Raw genomic sequence first — 24,032 nt, forward strand, 5'->3', positions numbered from 1 at the left:
TTTATTTGTTTTTTCTTCCCCGCGGGTGGGGGGGGGTGGTGCGCGACTTGTTTTTGGTGGGCGGGCCGGCGTCAGGGGCGGCGGCCCCGCCCAACGTCATTGATGGGTTGCCGTAGCTGTTGCCGCTTTCCGACTTGCTCTCTTTCGGCGGCCCGGCCGTTCTCGGCCGGGCCGCCTGGACCTTGTTGTCCTGGCCGGAGGGGCGGGTGCGCGACCTGTGGTGAGGAGCGCGGCGGTTTCAGCTCTCCTCGCACAGGAAGTCGGTCAGGTCGACTTCCTGTGCGAGGAGTGGTGGCGTAGCCGTTGCCGCTTCGGTGCAGGCCGAAGCGGCAACGGGCTGTGAGGCGAAGTGCCTGGGTTCGGTGGCCGGGGCCACCGGCTGCGTAGGAAGTCGGCTGGGCCGACTTCCTACGCAGCGGGGCCTCAGCGGGCGGCGGCGCGTTGGAGGGCGCTGGCGAGGAGGGCGAGGTCGGTGGGGCCGTTGCCGAGTTCGCGGACGGGGCGGCGGGCCGGCGGGGCACCGAGCTGGAGCGGGTCTATGGCGACGACGGTGGGCCGCAGGGTGGCGGTGCGCGGGATGCGGCCGCTGATCCGGGCGGTCTGGAACGCGCTGACGCCGCCGTCCGGGAGGCGGAGGTAGCCGCGGCCCGGGGTGTCCTCGGGCAGGGCCGCCGCGTCGCCGAGGTGGATCAGCTGGTCGGAGTCGGCCGGGTCGTCGGTGCGCAGGGCGATCCGGAGCAGGGCGGCCTCGTCCACCTCGGTGCCGGCGCTCTCCTCCGGGCGGCCGGTGGCGACGGCGAGGTGCACGCCGAGCGGCCCGCCGCGGCGGGCGATGGCCGTCAGCGCGCGGGCGAGCGGCCGGCCGGCGGCGGAGGTGGGGGAGAGCAGCGCGTCGTAGTCGTCGACGACGACGACCAGTCGGGGCGGGGGAGCGGCCGGTCCGGTCGGGCGGGGGCCCTCCGCGCTGCGCGGCGGGATGATCCGGGGCGTGGTGGCCGCTCCGCCGCCGACGACGGCGGGCACCGGGACCTTGGCGTGCTCCGCGTTCTCCTCCTGCGCGTCCAGGCTCTGTGCGTCCAGGATGCGCGCGGCGTGCCAGGAGGCGAAGTCCAGTCCGTCGAACAGCCGCTCCCGCAGGGCGAGTTCGTCTTCCAGGGCCTCCGCGGCGAGCAGTGCGGCGCGCGGGTCGGCGGCGGCGTTCACCCGGCCGGTGACGTGCGGCAGCTCGGTGCAGCCGTCCAGTCCGTCCTGGCCGTCCGAGGTGGCCCGGCCCTCGATGATGGTGACGGCCAGCCGTTCGGGCCGCTCGGAGACGGCGAGCGAGGCGACCAGGGTGCGCAGCAGTTCGGTCTTGCCGGAGCCGCGGGCGCCGCCGATCAGCAGGTGCGGGCCGCCCGGGTCGGGGGAGGGGAGGGTGAGCTCGGGGTCGGCCAGGTCGAGCGTGCAGAGTTCGTCCCGGGTGGTGCCGAGCAGGGCGGTGGCGGCGCCGATGCCTCCGGCGTGCGCCTCCCAGCGGGCGGACAGCTTGGCCGGGGTGACGGTGTCGAGCTGGAGCAGGTCGAGCAGCCGCAGTGCGTCGGGCAGTGGGCCGCGGGCGGCCGGGACGGCCTCGCGCAGCGGGGCGAGGACGCGGGCCAGTCGTTCGGCCCAGGCGTCCGAGACGGCGTCCAGCGATACCTCGTGCAGGGTCTCCCGGCCGCGGGCGACCGGGCGGTCCAGCGAGAGCTGGGTGCCGACCTCGCCGGTGATCAGGGCGGTGGCGCCGAGGCCGCGGGGGAGCAGTTCGGGCTGTTCGGCGAGGCAGATCGGGAAGATGCCGACGGCCGGCCCCTGGCGCAGCAGCAGGTCGAGCGCCTGCCGGGCGGCCTCGGTGGCCGGTCGGCCGTCCACCACGACGACGGTCGCGGGGTGGCCGCCGAGGCCGCTGGGGCCGCTGAGCCGGGCGGTGAGCTCGGTCAGCCGGGCGGTGGCCTGCTCGTCGTCGAGGCCGATCAGCAGCCGGCAGTCCTGGCCGTCGACCGGGCGCAGGTGGGGCAGCCACAGGGCCCAGGCCCAGGTGTCGGCGCGTTCTTCGGCGGCGCGGGCCGGGTCGGCGTCGACCACGACCAGGCTCAGTCCGGTCGGCGGGTGGAGGGCGGCGAGCTGGGCGACGACGGCGCGGGTGAGCGCGTCCAGGCGTTCGCGCGGGCCGCTGAGGCCGAGGCTGCCGGCGGTCTGGAGGTCGAGGGTGACCGGGACGGCGGGGAGGGTGGTGCCGGGCGTGGTGCCGGGGCCGCCGGGGCGGTCGGCGGTGCCCAGGCGCAGGGTGAGCGCGTCGGGGTGGCCGGGGCCGCGCTCCCAGAGGCGGGGGCCGGGGCCGACGGCGTTGAGCAGCAGGGTGGCGAGGTCGGGCCAGCGCTCGCGCTGGGCGGCGGTCTGGCGCAGCCGCACCGCGGCGTGGTGGCGTTCGGCGCTCTCCTGGCCGGGTGGCTCGGGGGTGCGGCCGGGCAGCAGGGAGAACAGGCCGCGGCCGCGGCCGGGGGCCGGTTCGGGGGCGGCGGGCGGTTCGACCACGGGCGGTGCGGGCCGGGTCGGGCCGGGGGCGGCGAGCTGGAGGTGGCCGTTGCCGTCCGGCAGGGCGGCGCGACCGGCCCCGTGGGTCTCGGCCGGGTCGGGGGCGGTCACCTGGAGGGTGGACTCGCCGATCCGCAGTACGGCGCCGGGTTCCAGCGGGACGGCGGCCTCCGGCGGGCCGGGCGGGACGAGCCGGCCGTCCAGCGCGGTGCCGTTGGTGGAGCCGAGGTCGCGCACGGAGACCCGGCCGTCCTCGGCGAGGTGCAGGGAGAGGTGCAGCCGGGAGACGTCCGGGTCGTCGAGCGGGACGTCGGCCTCGGCGGAGCGGCCGACCCGGATCTCCCGGCCGTGCAGCCGGTGCACGCCGCCGGCGTCGGGGCCGCCGACCACGCGCAGTTCGGCGGCGGCGGGGGTGTCGTCGGGGTCGTCGGCGGTCGGGTCGGGCTCGTTCAGGCTGAGGACGGCGCCGTCGAGCAGTGGGGGGTGGCCGAGCAGGGTGTGCTCGTCCACCCGGTGCGCCCCGGCGTACAGGTGCACGTGGGTGGCGGCCCGCGGCCCGCGCACGCCCACGGCGCCCGCGAGCGCTCCCGCGATGGCGCCGAGTGCGGTGCCGACGGGCGCGGTGACCAGCACGTCCACGTAGGGAATGGCGGAGCCGGCGGCGGTCGGGCCGCTGCGCGGTCGGAGGACGGTCAGCCGGATCTGCATCTCGCCCGCGGGTCCCTTCTGCTGATGTGAACCTGGTACCGCTGCCCGGTGCCGTGGGCACCGTTGGGCCACACGAGTGGCGAGTGTCCATCCTGCCATCCGTCGAGGACGGTCCGCGCACCGTACCGGATTTGACGATCTTGCGATCAACGCAGTGTCGGGGCGACGGGGAGTCAGGGCCGACGGCCCCCTCGCGGGGTGCCCGGGACCTTCCCTAGGGGATGTCCCCCAACCCTTCCCCAGACCGTACGGATGGCCTACCGGCCACCTCAAAAACCCGAACCGACACCGTTAGAGTGGCCGCAGACACGGGCCCGGCAGGCTCACCGCACCTGCGGAGGAGCGCCCCGCGCGGGCGGCACGGCGAGGAGTGCGACAGGTGCGGCCAGTCGGCAGCAAATATCTGCTGGAGGAGACCCTCGGACGGGGTGCGACCGGGACCGTCTGGCGCGGCGTGGTGCGCGAGGACGCCCAGGTGCCGGGCTGCGCGCCCGGGCAGCGGGTGGCGATCAAGGTGCTGCGCGAGGAGCTGGCCGCCGACCCCGACGTGGTGATGCGCTTCCTGCGCGAGCGCTCGCTGCTGCTGCGGCTGACCCACCCCAACATCGTCCGGGTCCGGGACCTGGTCGTCGAGGGCGAGCTGCTGGCCCTGGTGATGGACCTGGTGGAGGGCCCCGACCTGGCCCGCTACCTGCGCGCCAACGGCCCGTTCAGCCCGATCGCCGGTGCCCTGCTGATGGCCCAGGTCGCGGACGCGCTGGCGGCCAGCCACGCCGACGGGATCGTCCACCGCGACCTCAAGCCGGCCAACGTGCTGCTCGCCTCCACCGTGGTGGACGGCGCCGAGCGGATGCACCCGCTGCTGACCGACTTCGGCATCGCCCGGCTGGCCGACTCCCCGGGCGTCACCCGCACCCACGAGTTCGTCGGCACCCCCGCCTACGTCGCGCCGGAGTCCGCCGAGGGCCGTCCGCAGACCTCCGCGGTGGACGTGTACGGCGCCGGGATCATGCTGTACGAGCTGGTCACCGGCCGGCAGCCGTTCCAGGGCGACAGTGCGATCGCCCTGCTCCAGGCCCACCTGGCGCAGGAGCCGCAGCGGCCCAGCACCATGCCCGAGCCGCTCTGGACGGTGATCGAGCGCTGCCTGCGCAAGGACCCGGCCCAGCGGCCCGGCGCCACCTCGCTGGCCCACGCGCTGCGGGTGGTCGCGGCCGGCGTCGGCGTGCACGCCTCCCCGGCGGCGGTGGACGAGGCGCTGGCGGTCGGCGCCCTGCTGCTGCCGGACCCGCAGCCGACCGCCGTCCCCGCCACGACGCCGCCGATGGCGCCGATGGCGCCCGCGCCGGTGCCGGGGGCCACGGCCCCGGGAACCATGGCCCCGGGCACCGAGGACCGCACCCAGGTGCTGCCGCCGACCCCGGCCGGGGGGCAGTACGACCCGGCCGCGGCGACCCGGGTGATGGGCACCCAGCCGCCGCCGGCGCCCCCGCAGGGCGACCCGGACCGCACCCGGGTGATGCCGCCCGCCGCGGTGCCGCCGCCGCCCGCCGCGCCGCCGCAGGAGGAGGCGCCGCACCCGTGGCAGACCCAGCTGCGCGCGGCGCGGGACCGCAACCAGCAGACCCAGGTCGGCTACTTCGGCCCGGAGGACTTCGAGGACTACCCGGACCCGCAGGTCGCCCCGCCGCCCTTCCAGGCGGGCCAGGGCGGCCACCCCGGGCAGGGCGGCCACCCCGGGCAGGGCGGTCACCCCGGGCAGGGCGGTCACCCCGGCCAGGGGGGTTACGCCGGACAGCCCGGGCAGGGCGGTTACGCCGGACAGCCGGGCCAGGGCGGCCGTCCGCAGCAGCCCGGCGGCTACCGCCAGCCCCCGCCCGGCTACGCCCAGCGCCCGCCGGTGGCCCCGCCGCCCTACCAGGCGGGCCAGCCGGGCCAGGCCGGCCAGGGCGGCCACCCCGGTCAGCGGGGCCACGGCGGTCAGGGCGGTCAGGGCGGTCACGCCGGGCAGGGCGGCCGTCCGCAGCCGCCCGGCGGCTACCGGCAGGCCCCGGCCGGGTCCGGGCAGTCGCAGGGCGGCTACCCGCCGCCGCCCGCGCCCACCCCGGTGCCGCGCCGGGCCGAGCCGCCCGCGCCGCAGTACCGGGAGGCCCCGCCGCAGCGCCGCGAGGAGCCGCCGGCCCCGGCCCGCCGTGAGCCCGCGCCGGCCCGCGAGCCGCGCCCGCGCAGCCGCAACCGGATGTACATCCCGGGGCTCGGCTGCCTCAAGGGCTGTCTGCTGGTGCTGCTGGTGCTGGCCGTGGCCGGGGTGGCGCTGTGGAACTTCACGCCGCTGCCGCAGTACTGGGACAACGTCGTGGGCTGGTTCGACTCGGCGCGCGACTGGGTGAACGGCCTCGTCGGCACTTCGAAGAACTGACACCGGACGACCGGGGGGACAGCGGGGATGGGGATGCGGGGAAGCCGGGCGGGCGCGGCGCTGATGGGCGCCGTGCTGGCGGTGGCGGGGTTGCTGCTGCCGGCCGGTCCGGCCGCGGCGGCGGAGACGTCGCACTGCGGCCAGTACGAGACCGTGCCGGTCGCGGGCGGCCGGTACGTGGTGGACAACAACAACTACGGCGGAGCCCGTGAGTGCCTCGGCACCGACGGCCGGGCCGGGTTCACCGTCCTGTCCTCCGAGGCGAACACGAGCCCGCCGGCCGGGCCGGTCGCGTACCCGGAGATCTTCGACGGCTGCCACTGGGGCACCTGCACCCCGGGCAGCGCGCTGCCGGTCCGGGTCTCCGAGCTGGGGCGGGCCACCAGCAGCTGGTCCACCACCCTGCCCGCCCAGGGCGATTTCAACGTGGCGTACGACCTCTGGTTCAACACCGGTCCGGCCACCCCGGCCGCCAACGGCCAGCCGGACGGTGCCGAGCTGATGATCTGGCTGGACCGCCGTCCGGCCTCGGCCGGTCCCTCCGGGAGCACCGCCGTCGTCGGCGGCACCGGCTACACCAGCTGGCAGCTCACCATCGCCGCCAACGGCCGGCAGTGGCCGATGGTCGCCTACCAGGCGCAGACGCCGGTCACCTCGGTCACCGACCTCGACCTGCGCGCCTTCGTCCGGGACGCGGTGGCCCGCGGCGTGGTCAAGCCGGAGTGGTACCTGATCTCGGTGGAGGCCGGCTTCGAGATCTGGCGCGGCGGCGCGGGCCTGCGGACGGAGTCGTTCTCCACCGACGTGCGGCCCGGACGCCCGGCGGGGCCGATCGGCGCCCCCGGCGGCCGCTGCCTGGCCGATCTGCCCGGCGGCACCCCGGACGGCCCGGAACCGGTGGCACTGCTGGACTGCGACGGCTCGTCCGCCCAGCGCTGGAGCGTGGAGACCGACGGCACGGTTCGGCTGGGTGGCAAGTGCCTGGGCACCGACGGCAACCGGGCCTCGCTCAACCCCTGCAACGGCTCGCCGTACCACGTCTGGCTGGTGGGCCTGGCCGGCGCGCTGTGGAACCAGGGCGCCCAGGCCTGCCTGCGCGATCCGGCGAGCGGCACCGCGCCGGGCGGCGGCGCCGACCTGGCCGGCTGCGACGGTTCCCCGGCGCAGAGCTGGACGCTGCCGACCGCGCTGAGTTGATCCCGGCTTCCGGACCGCGCCCGGAAGCCGGGATTGACGCTATGTCGACAATTCGCGAGATTTCTCGGCCGGGACTCCCGCTCCGGGCCGCTCGGACGGCCCGCGCAGGGCCTCCGGGCGCGTAGGTTGGTCGCTGTTGTCCCGCCCCACCGAGCGCGCCGGACCCCCGGAGCGCTCCCGCGCCGCCCACGGAGCAGCATTGGCACGCAAGATCGGCAGCCGGTACACCGTCCACCAGGTGATCGGCCGGGGTTCGGCCGGGACGGTCTGGCTCGGCGAGGGGCCCGACGGCCCGGTGGCGGTCAAGCTGCTGCGCGAGGACCTGGCCGCCGATCAGGTGCTGGTCGGCCGCTTCGTCCAGGAGCGCACCGCGCTGACCAGCCTCGACCACCCCCGGGTGGTCGGCGTGCGCGACATGGTGGTGGACGGCAGCGACCTCGCCCTGGTGATGGAGCTGGTCCAGGGCACCGACCTGCGCTCCCGGCTGGAGCGGGACGGCGCGCTGCCGCCGCAGACCGCCGCCTCGATCATCGCCGACGTCGCCGACGGCCTGGCCGCCGCGCACGCGGCCGGCATCGTCCACCGCGACGTCAAGCCCGAGAACGTCCTGCTCGACCTCGCCGCCGCCCCGGGCCCGGGCGGCGCCCCGCGCGCCAAGCTCACCGACTTCGGCGTGGCCCGCCTGGTCGACGCCCCGCGCCGCACCCGGGCCACCCGGATCATCGGCACCCCCGACTACCTCGCCCCCGAGATCATCGAGGGCCTGGAGCCGCGCGCCGCCGTCGACATCTACGCCCTCGCCACCGTGCTGTACGAGCTGCTGGCCGGCTTCACCCCGTTCGGCGGCGGCCACACCGGCGCGGTGCTGCGCCGACATGTCACCGAGCAGGTGCCGCCGATCCCCGGCCTGCCGGACGGGCTGTGGCGGATCATCTCCGAGTGCCTGGCCAAGGCCCCCGCCTCCCGGCTGCGCGCCGCCGAGCTGGCCGCCCGGCTGCGCGAGCAGCTGCCCTCGCTGGCCGGCCTGCCGGTGCTCGCCGTGCCCGGCCAGGGCCGCGCCCCGGCCGAGGAGCAGCTGACCCCCGGCGAGGCCGTCTACGCCGAGGTCGACGCCGGCCCCGGCATCCACAAGCGCCGCCGCGGCCCGGCCGTCCCGCTGGTGCCGGGCGCCGCCCCGGACTCCACCCGGGACACCCACACCAGCCTGCGCCGCCCGTCCGCCGACGAGCTGGCCGCGTACGCGCTCGAGTCCCGCGCCCAGCGCGCCGCCCCGGGCCACCGCCGGGACCGCCAGGCGCTGCTGCGCCGCCGCCGGCTGCTGGCCGTCCTGATCGCGACCGTCCTGCTGCTGGCGGGCGCCGCCGCGGCCTGGACGGCGTTCGCGGCCACCGTCCCGGACGGCGGCCACCCGAGCCGTCCGGCGGTGTCCGGCACGGCCCCGCGGGCGCCGTGACCGAGCCGCCGCCGTGACCGAGCCGGCGCCGGCGGGCCGCGACGGCGGGGCCACGACGGAGGCCGTGAAAGAGGCCGCGGCGGAGGCCGCGCCGACGGCCGCGAAGGAGGCCGTGACGCCTGGGGAACCGGGGGTGTCGTCATGACCACTCCCGGAACCATTACCCTGGGGGCGTGGCAGCCGTCGATCCTTCCGAAGAGCTCAAGAACCTCGATACGACCATGGGGTCGATCGAGGCCGTCCTCGACCTGGACAAGATCCGGGCCGACATCGCGGTCCTGGAGGAGGAGGCAGCCGCCCCCACCCTGTGGGACGACGTCGCGAACGCGCAGAAGGTGACCAGCCGGCTCTCCTTCCTCCAGGGCGAACTGCGCCGGGTCGAGGGCCTGCGCGGCCGCATCGACGACCTGGGCGTGCTGTTCGAGCTCGCCGAGGCCGAGGACGACGCGGACACCCGCGCCGAGGCCGAGACCGAGCTCGTCGCCCTCCAGAAGGCGGTCGAGGAGCTGGAGGTCCGCACCCTCCTGTCCGGCGAGTACGACGCCCGCGAGGCGCTGATCAACATCCGTGCCGAGGCCGGTGGCGTGGACGCCGCCGACTTCGCCGAGCAGCTCATGCGCATGTACCTGCGCTGGGCCGAGCGGCACGGGTACCCCACCGAGGTGTACGACACCTCGTACGCCGAAGAGGCGGGCATCAAGTCCGCGACCTTCACCGTGAAGGCGCCGTACGCCTACGGCACCCTCTCGGTCGAGCAGGGCACCCACCGCCTGGTGCGCATCTCGCCGTTCGACAACCAGGGCCGCCGGCAGACCTCCTTCGCCGGCGTCGAGGTCCTCCCGGTCGTCGAGCAGTCCGACCACGTCGACATCGACGAGGGCGAGCTGCGGGTGGACGTCTACCGCGCCTCCGGCCCCGGTGGCCAGGGCGTCAACACCACCGACTCGGCGGTGCGCATCACGCACATCCCGACCGGCATCGTGGTCTCCTGCCAGAACGAGCGCTCGCAGATCCAGAACAAGGCGTCCGCGATGAACGTCCTCCAGGCCAAGCTGCTGGAGCGGCGCCGCCAGGAGGAGAAGGCGGCGATGGACGCGCTCAAGGACAGCGGCAGCTCCTGGGGCAACCAGATGCGTTCCTACGTGCTGCACCCGTACCAGATGGTGAAGGACGTCCGCACCGCGTACGAGGCCGGCAACCCGCAGGCCGTGCTGGACGGCGACATCGACGGCTTCATCGAGGCCGGGATCCGCTGGCGCAAGCAGCGCGAGACCTCGACCGAGGCGTGAGGATCGCGGCCTCGATGAACATCAAGCACAGCATCGAGGCCGGGATCCGCTGGCGCAAGCAGCGCGAGACCAGCGCCGAGTAGGCAGGCGTGCAGAAGGCCCCCGACCGCAGCGGTCGGGGGCCTTCTCGTATGTCCTGGGGACTCAGGCCAGTGCCTGCCGGGCGATCAGCGCCACCGCGAGCAGTCCGGCCAGCAGGGCCAGCAGCATCGCGGGGGAGAGCGCGGCGAACGGGCTCTGCTGCTCCTGAATCCGGGCCCGATTGGCCCGGCACACCGGGCAACGCCCGTCGCTGACGCGGCCGTTGCAGTTGGCGCACACCAGATGGTCGCAGGTCATGCGATCTCCTCCTCGCTGCTACTGCAAACGCACCGGACGGGGCTTTGGTTCCATGCGCTGCCCTGTACGGGGGAGCGGCCGTGACACGGTCGCCCCCTCCACTCTGCCAGGTTCCGGCGGTTCCGGCTCCCGGGCTGTGAGATGCCTCCCAATATTCGGGGCATAAACGGACATTCTCCCCCAGAGTTCCGTCGTTGTCACGGGCGGCCCCTGCGGGCCGGCGGCCGGTTCGCGTATGGTCCGAGTCCGGGAGCGGCCCTCCGCGCTCCTTTCGCCCGCCCCCGGACCGGCCCTTGGGGGCGGACCGACCGAGGACTGGCGCCGCCTAGGATGGCCTCCGTGATGCAGCCGTGATCAGATTCGACAACGTCTCCAAGACCTATCCCAAGCAGAACCGTCCCGCCCTGGACAACGTCTCGCTGGAGATCGAGAAGGGTGAGTTCGTCTTCCTGGTCGGCTCGTCCGGCTCGGGGAAGTCCACCTTCCTGCGCCTGTGCCTGCGCGAGGAGCGTCCGAGCACGGGCGCGGTGCACGTACTGGGCAAGGACCTCGGCAAGCTGTCCAACTGGAAGGTGCCGCACATGCGCCGCCAGCTGGGCACCGTCTTCCAGGACTTCCGCCTGCTGCCGAACAAGACGGTGGCGCAGAACGTCGCCTTCGCCCTTGAGGTGATCGGCAAGCCCAAGAGCGCCATCAACAAGGTGGTGCCCGAGGTGCTGGAGCTGGTCGGCCTCGGCGGCAAGGAGGACCGCATGCCGGGCGAGCTGTCCGGTGGTGAGCAGCAGCGCGTGGCCATCGCCCGCGCCTTCGTGAACCGTCCGATGCTGCTCATCGCGGACGAGCCCACCGGCAACCTCGACCCGCAGAACTCGGTCGGCATCATGAAGCTGCTCGACCGCATCAACCGCACCGGCACCACGGTGCTGATGGCCACCCATGACCAGGCCATCGTCGACCAGATGCGCAAGCGCGTCATCGAGCTCGACAAGGGGCTGCTCGTCCGCGACCAGGCCCGCGGCGTCTACGGGTACCAGCACTGACCGACCAGCGCTGACCCGTAGGGCCGCCGGCCCGAACCGCCAGACCCAGAGCAGTACCGACCCTGGAGTGTTTCCCGCATGCGTGCCCAGTTCGTCCTGTCGGAGATCGGTGTGGGTCTCCGACGCAACCTGACCATGACCATCGCGGTCGTGGTCAGCGTCGCGCTCTCCCTCGCCCTCGCCGGTTCCTCGCTCCTGGTCCGCGACCAGGTGAACTCCATGAAGGGGTACTGGTACGACAAGGTCGAGGTGAGCATCTACTTCTGCACCAAGGCGGACGCCCGCAACTCGCCCCAGTGCGACAAGGGCGCGGCCACCGACCAGCAGGTCCAGGACATCAAGGACCAGCTGGACAAGATGACCTCGGTGGTCCAGTCGTCCACCTACGAGAGCTCGGCCGAGGCGTACAAGCACTGGAAGGAGATGAACCCGGACAACCCGCTCATCTCCGTCCTGGGCCCGGACGCGATGCCGCAGTCCTGGCGGGTCAAGCTCAACGACCCGACCAAGTACGACGTGATCCAGAGCGCCTTCGCCGGCAAGCCCGGCGTCAAGTCGGTCGAGGACCAGCGGAAGATCCTGGAGAACCTGTTCGGCCTGCTCAACGGCCTCCAGACGGCGGCCTTCGTGATCATGGTGCTGATGCTGTTCGTCGCCCTGCTGCTGATCGTCAACACCGTCCGGGTGTCGGCGTACAGCCGACGGCGCGAAACCGGGATCATGCGCCTGGTCGGTGCCTCGAACTTCTACGTCCAGATGCCCTTCATCGCCGAGGCGGCCTTCTCGGCGCTGCTCGGCGCGATGATGGCCTCCGGGCTGCTGGTCGGCGGGCACTTCTTCGTCCAGAACTGGCTGGCCGACCGGGTGCAGTTCATCCACTTCATCGGGCTCGGCTCGGTGCTCGCGGTGATACCGCTGCTGATCGTGGTGGGCATGGGCATGGCCGGCGTCGCGGCGTTCTTCACGCTGCGCAAGTACCTGAAGGTCTGATCCCCGCACGGCCCGACGGCCCCGTACGGCACTGCGCCGGACGGGGCCGTCGGTGTTCCGGGCCCCTGCGTTCCGGTTCGTCCCGTGCGGAGCGGTGTCTACACTCCGGTGCCATGCTGCAAACTCCGCGCAGGGCCCGCCAGGTGACCGCGCTCAGCCTGGTGTTCGGCGCCGTGCTGCTGGCCGGCGCGGCCACCGGTGCCTGGGGCGACCCGGGCGACCCGCCGCACCGTCCCTCCGCCGACACCGCCCGGGCCACCGGCGGACTTCCGGCGGACCCGGCCGGCACCACCCTGTCGGAGCAGCAGGCCGAGCACCTGCTGGCGGCCGGCGGTGACCGCTGGGGCGCGTACTACAGCGCCCAGGAGTACGCGGAGTTCAGCCAGGGCCTGGACGGCCGGTACCCGGGCGTCGGCCTCTCGGTCGGCCGCGGCCAGGACGGCGTCACCGAGGTCTCCCAGGTCGCGCCCGGCGGCCCGGCCGCCGCGGCCGGGATCGCCCCCGGCGACCGGCTGCTGCGGATCGGCCAGGACCAGGCCGACCACCTGCCGGTCACCGAGGTGGTCGCGCGGCTGCGCGGCCGGGGCGAGGAGCGCCGGGCCGGCTCGGAGGTCACCCTGGCCGTCCGGCGCGGCGCGGGGGAGGAGCGCGAACTGCGGCTGCGGCGCGTGCTGCTGGACACCCGGCAGGTCACCGCGGAGCAGTTGGACAGGGGCGTGCTGCGGGTCGCGGTGCGCGCCTTCACCAGCGGCGTGGCCGACCAGGTGCGCGCCGCGCTGCGCGTCCCGCACACCGGCGTGGTGCTCGATCTGCGCGGCAACTCCGGCGGGTTGGTCGACGAGGCGGCCGGCACCGCCGGGATCTTCCTGGACGGCGGGACGGTCGGCTCCTACCAGGAGCGCGGCGAGACCAGGGAGTTGACCGCCCCGCCCGGCGGCGACCAGCGCACCCCGCTGGTGCTGCTGGTGGACGGCGGCACGATGAGCGCCGCCGAACTGCTCGCCGGCGCCCTCCAGGACCGCAGCCGCGCCGTGGTGGTGGGCTCGCGGACCTTCGGCAAGGGCACGGTCCAGCAGCCCAGCCGGCTCGCCGACGGCGCCGTGCTGGAGCTGACCGTCGGCCGCTACTACACCCCGGCTGGCCGGTCCCCGGACGGCACCGGCCTGACCCCCGACGTCCCGGCCGCCTCGGGGGAGGAGGCCGACGGACTCGCCCTGCGGGTCCTCGCGGGGCTGGGCACCCGTGCCTAAAGCAGCTGCCCCATCCGGCCCCGAAGTGCGAGAATGACCGGGTTATGGCAAAGGAAACCGGACAGAAGCTGATCGCGCAGAACAAGAAGGCGCGACACGAGTACACGATCCTCGACACCTACGAGTGCGGCCTGGTGCTCACCGGCACCGAGGTCAAGTCGCTGCGCGAGGGGCGGGCCAACCTGGTCGACGGCTACGCGTACATCCAGAACCACGAGGCGTGGATCGACAACGTCTTCATCCCCGAGTACACCCAGGGGACGTGGACCAACCACGCGGCCCGGCGCAAGCGCAAGCTGCTGCTGCACCGGATGGAGATCCAGAAGATCGAGACGAAGGTCCGCGACGCCGGCCACACCCTCGTCCCGCTCTCGCTGTACTTCAAGGACGGCCGGGTGAAGCTCGAACTGGCCCTCGCGGTCGGCAAGAAGCTCTACGACAAGCGGCAGACCCTGCGCGAGAAGCAGGACACCCGCGAGACGGCACGCGCCGTGGCGGCCGCCCGGCGACGCCAGAGTTAATCGGCTGGACCCCCGCTGGTCGCCTCGCGTAGTATGGCGCCAGCAACAAGGACGGTCACCGTCCGCGCTGTTTCTCAAAAAAACATGGGGATGATCGGTTTCGACAGGGGATGTTGAAACAGGGGAAGCGAGCCGAGGAACGCGGCAATGATCTCGTTAACCACGTGTCGCAAAAAAATAATCGCCAACTCTAAGCGCGATTCCCAGCAGTTCGCTCTCGCTGCCTAATAAGCACCGATAGCGCTTGGGTGTCAGACCGGGGAGTTCCCGACCCGGACCCTGGCATAATCTAGGGAACTCAACCGTCCGCCCGGGCTGCGGGGGTGGATGGGAAATCAAACAGCAGCTGGGCCTGTTGGCGGCTTGTCCGTGTGACCGCCAGGGCCGAGAAAATCACAGCGGACTGCGCTCGGAGAAGCCCTGAATTAACTCCACTGGACCCGGGTTCGATTCCCGGCATCTCCACCACCCCATGTTCACACGAAGGGCCGTCCTCCGCTCCGCGGAGGGCGGCCCTTCGATTTTTGTACGTTCCGGAGCAGCGCGGCCCGGGGGTGGCGGCGTAGGATCATCCGTCCGCTCGTTTTCCGGAGCGGGATTCCGCCGCAACCACCGAGGCCATGCAGAGCAACACGCCCACCACCCCCGCCACCGACCACGAGACCGTCCGCACGCGCGAGATCGCCGGTGAGCAGCAGCACCTCGACACCGTCTACCACCGGTTGGAGGAGAAGCTCGCCGAGGCCGAGTACATCCTGGAGGACGCCGCCAAGCGGGTCCAGGTCGGCACTCCCGGCGCGCTCGCCGAACGCGACGCCCAGGTCTACCGGGCCGGCGCCCACCTCCAGCGACTGAACAGCGAGTTCGAGGACTTCCTGTTCGGCCGGATCGACCTCCAGCGGGCGGACGCCCCGGAGGAGCACGGCATCCCGTCCGACACCCCGCTCGACCCGGCCGACCCGGCCGTCGCCGAGACCCTCCACATCGGCCGGCTGGGCGTGCTGGACGCCGAGTACGGCCCGTTGGTGATCGACTGGCGCGCGCCCGCCGCCGCCCCGTTCTACCGCGCCACCCCGGTCGAGCCGGGCCGGGTGATCCGCCGCCGGGTGATCCGCTCCAAGGGCCGCAAGGTGATCGGCGTCGAGGACGACCTGCTGCGTCCGGACCTCACCCCGACCCTGGACGGCGAGGAGCTGGCCGTGGTCGGCGACGGCGCGCTGATGGCCTCGCTGGGCCGCGCCCGCAGCCACTCGATGCGCGACATCGTCTCCTCCATCCAGAAGGAGCAGGACGAGGTGATCCGCGCCGCCGCCGCGGGCGCCACCCTGGTCACCGGCGGTCCGGGCACCGGCAAGACCGCCGTCGCCCTGCACCGCGCCGCCTACCTGCTCTACCAGGACCGCCGCCGCTACGCCGGGGGCATCCTGGTGGTCTCGCCGACCCCGCTGCTGGTCTCCTACACCGAGGGCGTGCTGCCCGCGCTGGGCGAGGAGGGCCAGGTCGCCATCCGGGCGGTCGGCTCGCTGGTGGACGGCATCGAGGCGGGCACGTACGACACCCCCGAGGCGGCCCGGGTCAAGGGCTCGGGCCGGATGGTGCAGCTGCTGCGCCGGGCCGCCCGCGCGGCCCTGGAGCTGGGCGCGCCGCAGGAGCTGAAGGTCGTCGCCCGCGGCGAGGTGCTGAAGCTCGACGCCTCCCGGCTGAAGGCGGTGCGCGGCAACGTGGTGGGCTCCGGCGGCACCCCGCTGAACCTGCTGCGCCCGCGTGCCCGCCGGCTGCTGCTGGACGCCCTGTGGCAGCAGGCCACCAGGGACCTGCCGAAGCCCGCGGATCACTACGCCCGCGAGCAGCGCCAGGAGGAGAAGGAGTCCTTCGACGAGTACGTCTCGGACGAGGCGTCGTTCCTGGACTTCCTGGACGCCTGGTGGCCGGCGCTGACCCCGCGCGGGGTGCTGGGCACGCTGCGCCAGCACCGGCACATCAACCGGATCGCCCGCCGCGCCGTCACCCCGGACGAGGCCCGGCTGCTGGCCGCCTCGTGGCGCCACCTGTCGGCGCGGGGCGAGGGCGCGCTGTCCGCGCACGACGTGGCGCTGATCGACGAGCTCCAGGTGCTGCTCGGCGAGCCGGCCCGGCCGAAGGTCCGCGAGGTGGACGCGGTGGACCTGCTGAGCGGCCTGGAGGAGGTCACCACCTTCGCCGACCGCAGCGCCCGCCAGCGCGACCGCCAGCCGGTCGAGCGCAAGGAGTACGCGCACATCATCGTGGACGAGGCGCAGGACCTCACCCCGATGCAGTGGCGGATGATCGGCCGCCGGGCCCGGATGGCCACCTGGACGATCGTCGGCGACCCGGCGCAGTCCTCCTGGCCGTTCCCGCAGGAGGCCCAGGCCGCGCTGGACGAGGTGCTCTCCGGCAAGCCGCGCCGCCGTTTCACGCTGACCGTGAACTACCGCAACCCGGCCGAGATCGCCGAGGTCGCGGCGAAGGTGCTGGCGCTGGCCGCGCCGGGCACCCCGTCGCCGAGCGCGGTGCGCCGCGTCGGCGTGGAGCCGCGCTTCGCGGCCACCACCGACCCCTCGCCGGAGGCTTTCGGCAAGGCCGCCAGGGCGGAGCTGGAGCGGCTGCTGGGCGAGGTGGACGGCACCGTGGCGATCGTGGTGCCGATGGACCGCCGGGACGAGGCGGCCGGCTGGGCCGAGGGCCTGGGCGGGCGCGTGGTGGCGCTGGGCAGCCTGGAGGCCAAGGGCCTGGAGTACGACGCGACCGTGGTGGCCGACCCGACCGGCATCGCCGGCGAGTCGGAGGCCGGGCTGCGGGTGCTGTACGTGGCGCTGACCCGCGCGACCCAGCGGCTGACCGTGCTCTCCGGCCCGGACGACCTGCCGGACGCGGCCGGCGTGCCCGCGCTGCTGCACGGCTGACGGCCCCTACGGGCCCCGTCGCACTCCGGCGGGGCCCGACCGGGTCCGACGGAAGAAGGCCCCTCACCGGCTGGTGAGGGGCCTTCAGACGTTTATGACACCGACCCGCCATGCTCGCCTCGCGGCAAGTGGTCCCTCGAAGGGACGAAGGTTGGGCCCGGGGGCTTGGATCGAGCCGGTGTCCCGTCCAATGTAACGCATCGGCCCGGAGAGGCAAGGAGCGAGTGGCGGGGACCGGCGGCCTTCGGGTGTGATTGTCGGGTCCGCACACTCAATGAACGTTATTTCTGGCTACCCCTTGGAAGGTGCGACGATCGAGGCCTAGCATGCGCAGGCGATGCCTTCAACAAAATGTTGAGCCTGCGGGATCAGACGGAAGAAGGAAGCGTCGATGGCGACGGTGCCCAGTGTCTCCAACTCGATCACGGTACGGCTGGAGGTCCCGGCCCGGGGCAACGCCGTCAGTGCGATCACCACGGCCGTGGAGTCCTCCGGCGGTTCGGTGACCGGTCTCGACGTCACCGCCTCCGGCCTGGAGGCGCTGCGGATCGACGTCACGGTGGCGGCGTCCTCGGTCGCGCACGGCGAGGAGATCGTCGAGAAGCTGCGCGCGATCGACGGCGTGTCGATCGGCAAGGTCTCGGACCGCACCTTCCTGATGCACCTCGGCGGCAAGATCGAGATGTCCTCGAAGCTGCCGATCCGCAACCGTGACGACCTCAGCATGATCTACACCCCGGGTGTCGCCCGGGTCTGCATGGCGATCGCGGAGAACCCCGAGGACGCCCGTCGCCTGACCATCAAGCGCAACAGCGTCGCCGTGGTCACCGACGGCTCGGCCGTGCTGGGCCTGGGCAACATCGGCCCGGAGGCCGCGCTGCCCGTCATGGAGGGCAAGGCGGCCCTGTTCAAGCGCTTCGCCGGGATCGACGCCTGGCCGATCTGCCTGGACACCCAGGACACCGACGAGATCGTCGCCATCGTCAAGGCGATCGCCCCGGGCTTCGCCGGGATCAACCTGGAGGACATCTCCGCGCCCCGCTGCTTCGAGATCGAGGCCCGGCTGCGCGAGGCCCTGGACATCCCGGTCTTCCACGACGACCAGCACGGCACCGCGATCGTGGTGCTGGCCGCCCTCACCAACGCGCTGAAGGTGGTCGGCAAGCCGATCGGCGACATCCGCGTGGTGATGTCGGGCGCCGGCGCCGCCGGCACCGCGATCCTCAAGCTGCTGATGGCGGCCGGCGTCGAGCACGCCACCGTGGCGGACGTGCGGGGCGTGGTCCACCTGGGCCGCGAGGACCTCAACGAGAACCTGCGCTGGATCGCCGAGCACACCAACCGCTCGGGCCGCACCGGCAGCCTCAAGGAGGCCGTGGCGGGCGCCGACGTGTTCATCGGCGTCTCCGCCCCGAACGTCCTGGACGGCGACGACCTGGCCACCATGGCCGAGGACGCGATCGTCTTCGCGCTGGCCAACCCGGACCCGGAGGTCGACCCGGCCATCGCCCGGCAGACCGCCGCCGTGGTCGCCACCGGCCGCAGCGACTTCCCGAACCAGATCAACAACGTGCTGGTCTTCCCGGGCGTCTTCCGCGGCCTGCTGGACGCCCAGAGCCGCACCGTCAACACGGAGATGATGATCGCCGCCGCCCGGGCGCTGGCCACCACCGTGGCCGACGACGAGCTGAACGCCAACTACATCATCCCGAGCGTGTTCCACAAGGACGTCGCCAAGACCGTCGCCTCCGCGGTGCGCGAGGCGGCCCTGGCGGGGGCCCAGGAGGACCGTACGCCGGCCCGTCCGACCCCGGGCATCGTCGGCACCCTCGACACCTCCGCGTTCCCCACCGTCAAGCTCTGACGGCCGGATCGGGCGACGTGTCGCAGATCGCTCAAATGTGCGAATAGTGACCATACCCGCCCAGCTCGCCCCGAACCCTTGCGACACAAGGGCGAGGGGCGTGTTTGGGCTTGTCAGTCGTAGGGCGTACCGTAGCCCTGCACGGGGCAGGCGTGTCCGACAAGTACGGAACGTCCCCCTGGTCTTCCGGCGTGTCGTCCCGACCGCCGCCCGCGCCCGGTCCGCCGGAGCCGACGGAGCGTCACACCTCCAACGGGCGGGCGAGGTTCGGGTGGCTCGGCCGGGGCCCGATTGGCTTTCTCGGGGCCGGTCGGGGCAGGATTCGTACCCAGGCGGGCGGGCGGGCCTTCGACGGCCCAGGCGCGCGGCATCGGGTGCGGACCCGGCCTGCGACCACGCATTGCCTGCATGAGCACAGTGTGCGGACCTGCGGCCCATCCGGGTGCCCCCCGGTGGGAGTACCGATGGGCCCCCGCGCACCGCAAGCGAACAGACCACAGGAGTACACATGAACCGCAGTGAGCTGGTGGCCGCGCTGTCCGAGCGCGCCGAGGTGACCCGCAAGGACGCCGACGCCGTTCTGGCCGCCTTCGCCGAGATCGTCGGCGAGGTCGTCGCCAAGGGCGACGAGAAGGTCACCATCCCCGGTTTCCTGACCTTCGAGCGCACCCACCGCGCTGCCCGCACCGCCCGCAACCCGCAGACCGGCGAGCCGATCCAGATCGCCGCGGGCTACAGCGCCAAGGTGAGCGCCGGCTCCAAGCTGAAGGAAGCCGCCAAGGGCGCTGCCTGAGCCACCCCTTGAACGCCCGAGAGGCCGGGCTCCCCGCTGGGGAGCCCGGCCTCTCGCCGTTGCCGCGGGCGGACCGTCAGGCGTCGACCAGCTGCTCGCTGGGCAGCTCGACGTGGGCGCCCAGGTCGCGCAGCTTGTCCATGAAGTTCTCGTAGCCGCGGTTGATCAGGTCGATGCCGTGCACGGTCGAGGTGCCCTCGGCCGCCAGCGCCGCGATCAGGTACGAGAAGCCGCCGCGCAGGTCCGGGATGACCAGCTCGGAGCCGATCAGCTTGGACGGGCCGGAGACGACCGCGGAGTGCAGGAAGTTGCGGGCGCCGAAGCGGCACGGGGTGCCGCCCAGGCACTCGCGGTAGAGCTGGATGTGCGCGCCCATCTGGTTCAGCGCGCCGGTGAAGCCGAGCCGCGACTCGTACACCGTCTCGTGGACGATGGACAGGCCGGTGGCCTGGGTCAGCGCGACCACCAGCGGCTGCTGCCAGTCGGTCTGGAAGCCCGGGTGCACGTCGGTCTCCAGGGCGATCGCCTTGAGCTCGCCGCCCGGGTGCCAGAAGCGGATGCCCTCGTCGTCCACCTCGAAGGCGCCGCCGACCTTCCGGAAGGTGTTCAGGAAGGTCATCATCTCCAGCTGGCGGGCGCCGCGGACGTAGATGTCGCCCTTGGTGGCCAGCGCCGCGCAGGCCCAGGAGGCCGCCTCCAGGCGGTCCGGCAGCGCGCGGTGGTTGTAGCCGTTCAGCTCGTCCACGCCGGTGATCAGGATCGTCCGGTCGGTGCCCAGCGTGATGATCGCGCCCATCTTCTGCAGCACGCAGATCAGGTCGACGATCTCCGGCTCGATGGCCGCGTTGCGCAGCTCGGTGACGCCCTCGGCGAGGACGGCGGTCAGCAGCACCTGCTCGGTCGCGCCGACCGACGGGTAGGGCAGCTCGATCTTGGTGCCGCGCAGCCGCTGCGGGGCGACCAGGTAGGTGCCCTGCGGGTGCTTCTCGATGGTGGCGCCGAACTGGCGCAGCACCTCGAAGTGGAAGTCGACGGGACGGCCGCCGATGTCGCAGCCGCCGAGGCCGGGGATGAAGGCGTGGCCGAGGCGGTGCAGCAGCGGGCCGCAGAACAGGATCGGGATCCGCGAGGAGCCGGCGTGGGCGTCGATGTCGGCGACGTTGGCGCTCTCGACGTGCGAGGGGTCGAGGATCAGCTCGCCGTCCTCGTCACCGGTGCGCACGGTCACGCCGTGCAGCTGCAGCAGGCCGCGGACCACCTTGACGTCGCGGATGTCCGGGACGTTGCGCAGTCTGCTGGGGCCCTGCCCGAGGAGGGCGGCGACCATGGCCTTGGGCACCAGGTTCTTCGCACCGCGGACGCGGATCTCGCCTTCGAGCGGGTTTCCGCCATGGACCAGCAGGACGTCGTCGGTCATCGTTCTCGCAATCCGGGGTGCCAGAGGAGTCGGGGGGAGGGGCTCCGGGAGAGAGCCGGTGGTGGACCGGTCGTACGGGCGCGCTCGGGCCCCCGGCGAAACCGAGTCGGCACCGTATAAGGGCGTCCACCAGACGTAGATGGTAGTAGGCGCTCCGTTGGTTCCCGTGAACCTCTCCCGTGATGGTGCTCTCTCCGGGCCCGCGCCCGCCCCCCGGTGCGGCCGTACGGGTGTTCTTCCGCCATGCGGGTCAAAGCGCGTTGCGGTGTCCGAGCGGTGCCGTTCTGCGGGATCATGTGGGCATGACGGCGGCCCATTCGCACGGAGGCCGGTCCCACACCGGCTGTCTGCTCGTCGCGACGCCCCTGCTCACCGACCCGAACTTCGCGCGGGCGGTGGTGCTGCTCCTCGACCACGACGTCGAGGGGGCGCTCGGCGTGGTCCTCAACCGGCCGACGCCGGTCGAGGTGGGAAGTGTGCTGGACGGCTGGAACAGACTCGTCGGGCAGCCGGCCGTGGTGTTCCAGGGCGGCCCGGTGGCGCTGGACTCGGCACTCGGCCTCGCGGTGGCACCGGGGGAGCCGGGCACCGGCGAGCCGCTCGGCTGGCGCCGGGTGCACGGCGCGATCGGCCTGGTGGACCTGGAGGCGCCGCCCGAGGTGCTGGCCGGCGAGCTGGGCAGCCTGCGGATCTTCGCCGGGTACGCCGGCTGGTCGCCGGGACAGCTGGAGGCGGAGCTGGAGAGCGGCGCCTGGTACCTGGTGGACTGCGAGCCCGGGGACGTCTCCAGCCCCGAGCCGGAGCGGCTGTGGCGCTCGGTGCTGCGCCGCCAGCGCGGCCCGCTCGCCCTGCTGGCCACCTACCCCGACGACCCGACGATGAACTGAGCCGGCCGGCCCCGCGCCGCGATACTGGCCCGGTTTCCGGAGGCCCCCATAGACTTGGCACCCATGAGCACTCTTGAGCCCGAGCGCGGCCTCGGCACCGGCACCCTGGTCGAGCCCATCCCGCAGGTGTCCAACGGGGACGGCGACCACGAGCGCTTCGCGCACTACGTCCAGAAGGACAAGATCATGGAGAGCGCGCTCTCCGGGTCTCCCGTGGTGGCGCTCTGCGGCAAGGTGTGGGTGCCCGGGCGCGACCCGAAGAAGTACCCGGTCTGCCCGATGTGCAAGGAGATCTACGACGGCATCGGCAAGCCGCAGGGCGGCGACGGCGACAACAAGAAGTAGTCCGCGGCGCTCCGCCGGTCCGCGGCGATCGGCGGGTCCGCGGCGCTCCGCGCAACGCCGTTTTGCATAGCACCCCCGTTCTCCCGGTGGTCTATGCCAATCGTTCGGGGGTGGGCAGGATGTCGGAATGGACCTCATTCCCGCACCTTCGAGTGCCGCCCGCCGCCCGGACGAGGACTACCCGCTCGACGCCGCCACCACGCTGACCGCACCCCCCGCGCTGGCCGACGCCGAGCGCTGGCTGCGGGCCACACTGTCCGCCGCCACCGGCCTGCCGCTCGGCCCGGGCCGGCCGGGGGCGGGCATCGAGCTGGTCGAGGACGCGGCGCTCGCCGCCGAGGCGTACCGGATCACGGTGCGCCCCGGTCACGCCCTGCTCGCCGCGGGCGGCCCGGCCGGCGCGCTGTGGGGCGCGCAGACCCTGCGGCAGCTGCTCGGGCCGGACGCCTACCGCCGCTCTCCGCTGCGCCGCGAGGGCTGGGTGCTGCCCGGCGCCGACATCGCGGACGCCCCCCGGTTCGGCTGGCGCGGCGCGCTGCTCGACGTCGCCCGGCACTTCCTGCCCAAGTCCGACGTGCTGCGCTTCGTCGACCTGATGGCCGCGCACAAGCTCAACGTGCTGCACCTGCACCTGACCGACGACCAGGGCTGGCGGATCGAGATCAAGCGCTACCCGAGGCTGACCGGGCGCGGCGCCTGGCGGGAGCGCTCGATGGTCGGGTACCGGGCCGGACAGCGCCGCGACGACCGCCCGCACGGCGGCTACTACACCCAGGACGACCTGCGCGAGATCGTCGCCTACGCGGCCGCCCGCGGGGTCACCGTCGTCCCGGAGGTCGACCTGCCCGGCCACACCCAGGCCGCCGTCGCCGCCTACCCCGAGCTGGGCAACACCGACGTGGTGGACACCGCCGCGCTCGGGGTCTGGACCGACTGGGGGGTGAGCCACCACGTGCTCAACGCCTCCGAGGAGACCCTGCGCTTCTTCGAGGGCGTGCTGGAGGAGGTCCTGGAGCTCTTCCCGTCCGAGTTCATCCACCTCGGCGGCGACGAGTGCCCCAAGGAGCAGTGGAAGGACAGCGCCGCCGCGCAGGCCCGGATCCGCGAGCTCGGCCTGGCCAACGAGGACGAACTGCAGAGTCACCTCATCCGGCACTTCGACGGCTGGCTGGCCGAGCGCGGCCGCCGGCTGATCGGCTGGGACGAGATCCTGGAGGGCGGGCTCGCGCCGGGCGCCGCCGTCTCCTCCTGGCGCGGCTTCGGCGGCGGGGTCGCCGCCGCGAAGGCCGGGCACGACGTGGTGATGTGCCCCGAGCAGCACGTCTACTTCGACCACCGGCAGGCCGACGGACCGGACGAGCCGATCCCGGTCGGTTTCGTGCGCACCCTGGAGGACGTCTACCGGTTCGAGCCGGTCCCGAAGCAGCTGGACGAGGCCGCCGCCCGGCACGTGATCGGCACCCAGGCCAACCTGTGGAGCGAGTTCATGGACAGCGCCCGGGACATCGACTACCGGGCCTTCCCCCGGCTGGTCGCCTTCGCCGAGGTCGCCTGGTCCGAGCTGCCCGCGGAGCCGGCCGAGCGGGACTTCGCCGGCTTCGAGCAGCGGCTGACGGCGCACCTCGGGGTGCTGGACGCGCTGGGCGTCGAATACCGCCCGGCGGACGGTCCGCACCCGTGGCAGCGCTGGCCCGGAGTGGTCGGCCGGCCGATCGAGGGCCCGCCGCCGGTCCGCTAGTCCGACCCGTTGGTCCTACCCGCGGGGAACTTCTGAGCGGTCGTCCGACGTCAAGAACTGATGAACATCTGCCCTGGCCCGGAGCGGGTCGGGGCAGATACCGCCCGGTATCAGTCCCAATCGGGCAGTCCCGTTCACCGGTCCCGAAATGATCATCGAGCATTGTGTGCCAGAGTTGCCCAACCCGGCCCGATCGCCCGTACCCTACGGGCCAGGCCGGGCTGCTGACGCAGGACGGCACGGCCGAAGGCCGGCGGGCGGCAGGCGATCGATGAGCAAGTGGAGCACGGTGGGACCCAGGTGAA

17 protein-coding genes and 1 other RNA gene are annotated in these 24,032 nt (G+C 73.3%); 15 read left to right on the forward strand and 3 right to left on the reverse strand.

The genetic code is table 11. From position 1 onward, the window contains the following. Positions 1-423: 423 nt before the first annotated feature. Positions 424-3,261: an FtsK/SpoIIIE domain-containing protein gene (locus tag ACFWP2_RS12670; protein WP_380450384.1), complete on the reverse strand. Its 2,838-nt coding sequence runs from the start codon at positions 3,259-3,261 to the stop codon at positions 424-426. Between the two features lie 379 nt (positions 3,262-3,640). Here ACFWP2_RS12670 and ACFWP2_RS12675 point away from each other — a divergent pair, with 379 nt between their 5' ends. The 4 genes from ACFWP2_RS12675 (at position 3,641) to prfB (ending at position 9,619) form a co-directional block, all read left to right on the forward strand. Continuing rightward, entirely contained in the window at positions 3,641-5,680 is a 2,040-nt protein-coding gene (locus ACFWP2_RS12675) for a protein kinase (protein ID WP_380450385.1), read from the forward strand. Between the two features lie 27 nt (positions 5,681-5,707). Next, complete coding sequence (locus tag ACFWP2_RS12680) at positions 5,708-6,877, forward strand: ricin-type beta-trefoil lectin domain protein (protein ID WP_380450386.1); 1,170 nt, start codon at positions 5,708-5,710, stop codon at positions 6,875-6,877. Positions 6,878-7,076: 199 nt separating this feature from the next. Then, a complete protein-coding gene (locus ACFWP2_RS12685) occupies positions 7,077-8,330 on the forward strand; it encodes a serine/threonine-protein kinase (protein WP_380450387.1) in 1,254 nt (417 codons plus the stop codon). A gap of 173 nt (positions 8,331-8,503) precedes the next feature. Beyond that, positions 8,504-9,619 carry a peptide chain release factor 2 gene (prfB, locus tag ACFWP2_RS12690; protein WP_380450388.1) on the forward strand — a complete coding sequence of 372 codons (1,116 nt, stop codon included), beginning with the start codon at positions 8,504-8,506 and terminating at the stop codon, positions 9,617-9,619. Positions 9,620-9,763: 144 nt separating this feature from the next. Here prfB and ACFWP2_RS12695 read toward each other — a convergent pair whose 3' ends face one another. Continuing rightward, positions 9,764-9,958 carry a hypothetical protein gene (locus ACFWP2_RS12695; protein WP_049653432.1) on the reverse strand — a complete coding sequence of 65 codons (195 nt, stop codon included), beginning with the start codon at positions 9,956-9,958 and terminating at the stop codon, positions 9,764-9,766. A gap of 350 nt (positions 9,959-10,308) precedes the next feature. Between ACFWP2_RS12695 and ftsE the strand changes: the two genes are divergently transcribed. The 8 genes from ftsE (at position 10,309) to ACFWP2_RS12735 (ending at position 19,340) form a co-directional block, all read left to right on the forward strand. Further along, positions 10,309-10,998, forward strand: a complete 690-nt coding sequence (gene ftsE / locus ACFWP2_RS12700; protein ID WP_030059730.1) for a cell division ATP-binding protein FtsE — start codon at positions 10,309-10,311, stop codon at positions 10,996-10,998. A gap of 78 nt (positions 10,999-11,076) precedes the next feature. After that, positions 11,077-11,988, forward strand: a complete 912-nt coding sequence (ftsX, locus tag ACFWP2_RS12705) for a permease-like cell division protein FtsX (protein ID WP_380450389.1) — start codon at positions 11,077-11,079, stop codon at positions 11,986-11,988. Between the two features lie 113 nt (positions 11,989-12,101). After that, on the forward strand, positions 12,102-13,238 hold the full coding sequence (locus tag ACFWP2_RS12710; protein ID WP_380450390.1) for a S41 family peptidase: 1,137 nt from the start codon (positions 12,102-12,104) through the stop codon (positions 13,236-13,238). 44 nt (positions 13,239-13,282) lie between these two features. Next, entirely contained in the window at positions 13,283-13,759 is a 477-nt protein-coding gene (gene smpB / locus ACFWP2_RS12715) for an SsrA-binding protein SmpB (RefSeq protein WP_359904247.1), read from the forward strand. Between the two features lie 86 nt (positions 13,760-13,845). Beyond that, positions 13,846-14,227, forward strand: a transfer-messenger RNA (tmRNA) gene (ssrA, locus tag ACFWP2_RS12720). 152 nt (positions 14,228-14,379) lie between these two features. Next, positions 14,380-16,683 carry a HelD family protein gene (locus ACFWP2_RS12725; protein WP_380450391.1) on the forward strand — a complete coding sequence of 768 codons (2,304 nt, stop codon included), beginning with the start codon at positions 14,380-14,382 and terminating at the stop codon, positions 16,681-16,683. Between the two features lie 391 nt (positions 16,684-17,074). Then, positions 17,075-18,547: an NAD-dependent malic enzyme gene (locus ACFWP2_RS12730; RefSeq protein ID WP_380450392.1), complete on the forward strand. Its 1,473-nt coding sequence runs from the start codon at positions 17,075-17,077 to the stop codon at positions 18,545-18,547. A gap of 508 nt (positions 18,548-19,055) precedes the next feature. Further along, on the forward strand, positions 19,056-19,340 hold the full coding sequence (locus tag ACFWP2_RS12735) for an HU family DNA-binding protein (RefSeq protein ID WP_030242980.1): 285 nt from the start codon (positions 19,056-19,058) through the stop codon (positions 19,338-19,340). Positions 19,341-19,416: 76 nt separating this feature from the next. Here ACFWP2_RS12735 and murA read toward each other — a convergent pair whose 3' ends face one another. Then, a complete protein-coding gene (gene murA / locus ACFWP2_RS12740) occupies positions 19,417-20,757 on the reverse strand; it encodes a UDP-N-acetylglucosamine 1-carboxyvinyltransferase (RefSeq protein ID WP_359825725.1) in 1,341 nt (446 codons plus the stop codon). A 302-nt stretch (positions 20,758-21,059) separates the two neighbouring features. Here murA and ACFWP2_RS12745 point away from each other — a divergent pair, with 302 nt between their 5' ends. From ACFWP2_RS12745 to ACFWP2_RS12755, 3 genes are all read left to right on the forward strand, one after another. Next, the gene (locus ACFWP2_RS12745; RefSeq protein ID WP_380450393.1) at positions 21,060-21,644 is read left to right on the forward strand and encodes a YqgE/AlgH family protein; all 585 of its coding nucleotides are present in this window, start codon (positions 21,060-21,062) and stop codon (positions 21,642-21,644) included. Positions 21,645-21,707: 63 nt separating this feature from the next. Further along, on the forward strand, positions 21,708-21,989 hold the full coding sequence (locus ACFWP2_RS12750) for a DUF3039 domain-containing protein (protein WP_380450394.1): 282 nt from the start codon (positions 21,708-21,710) through the stop codon (positions 21,987-21,989). A gap of 127 nt (positions 21,990-22,116) precedes the next feature. Further along, positions 22,117-23,727, forward strand: coding sequence for a beta-N-acetylhexosaminidase (locus ACFWP2_RS12755; RefSeq protein ID WP_380450395.1), 1,611 nt, complete (start codon positions 22,117-22,119; stop codon positions 23,725-23,727). Positions 23,728-24,032: the final 305 nt, after the last annotated feature.

Origin of the sequence: Kitasatospora sp. NPDC058444 (genome assembly GCF_042721415.1) — a bacterium.
Classification (GTDB): domain Bacteria; phylum Actinomycetota; class Actinomycetes; order Streptomycetales; family Streptomycetaceae; genus Kitasatospora.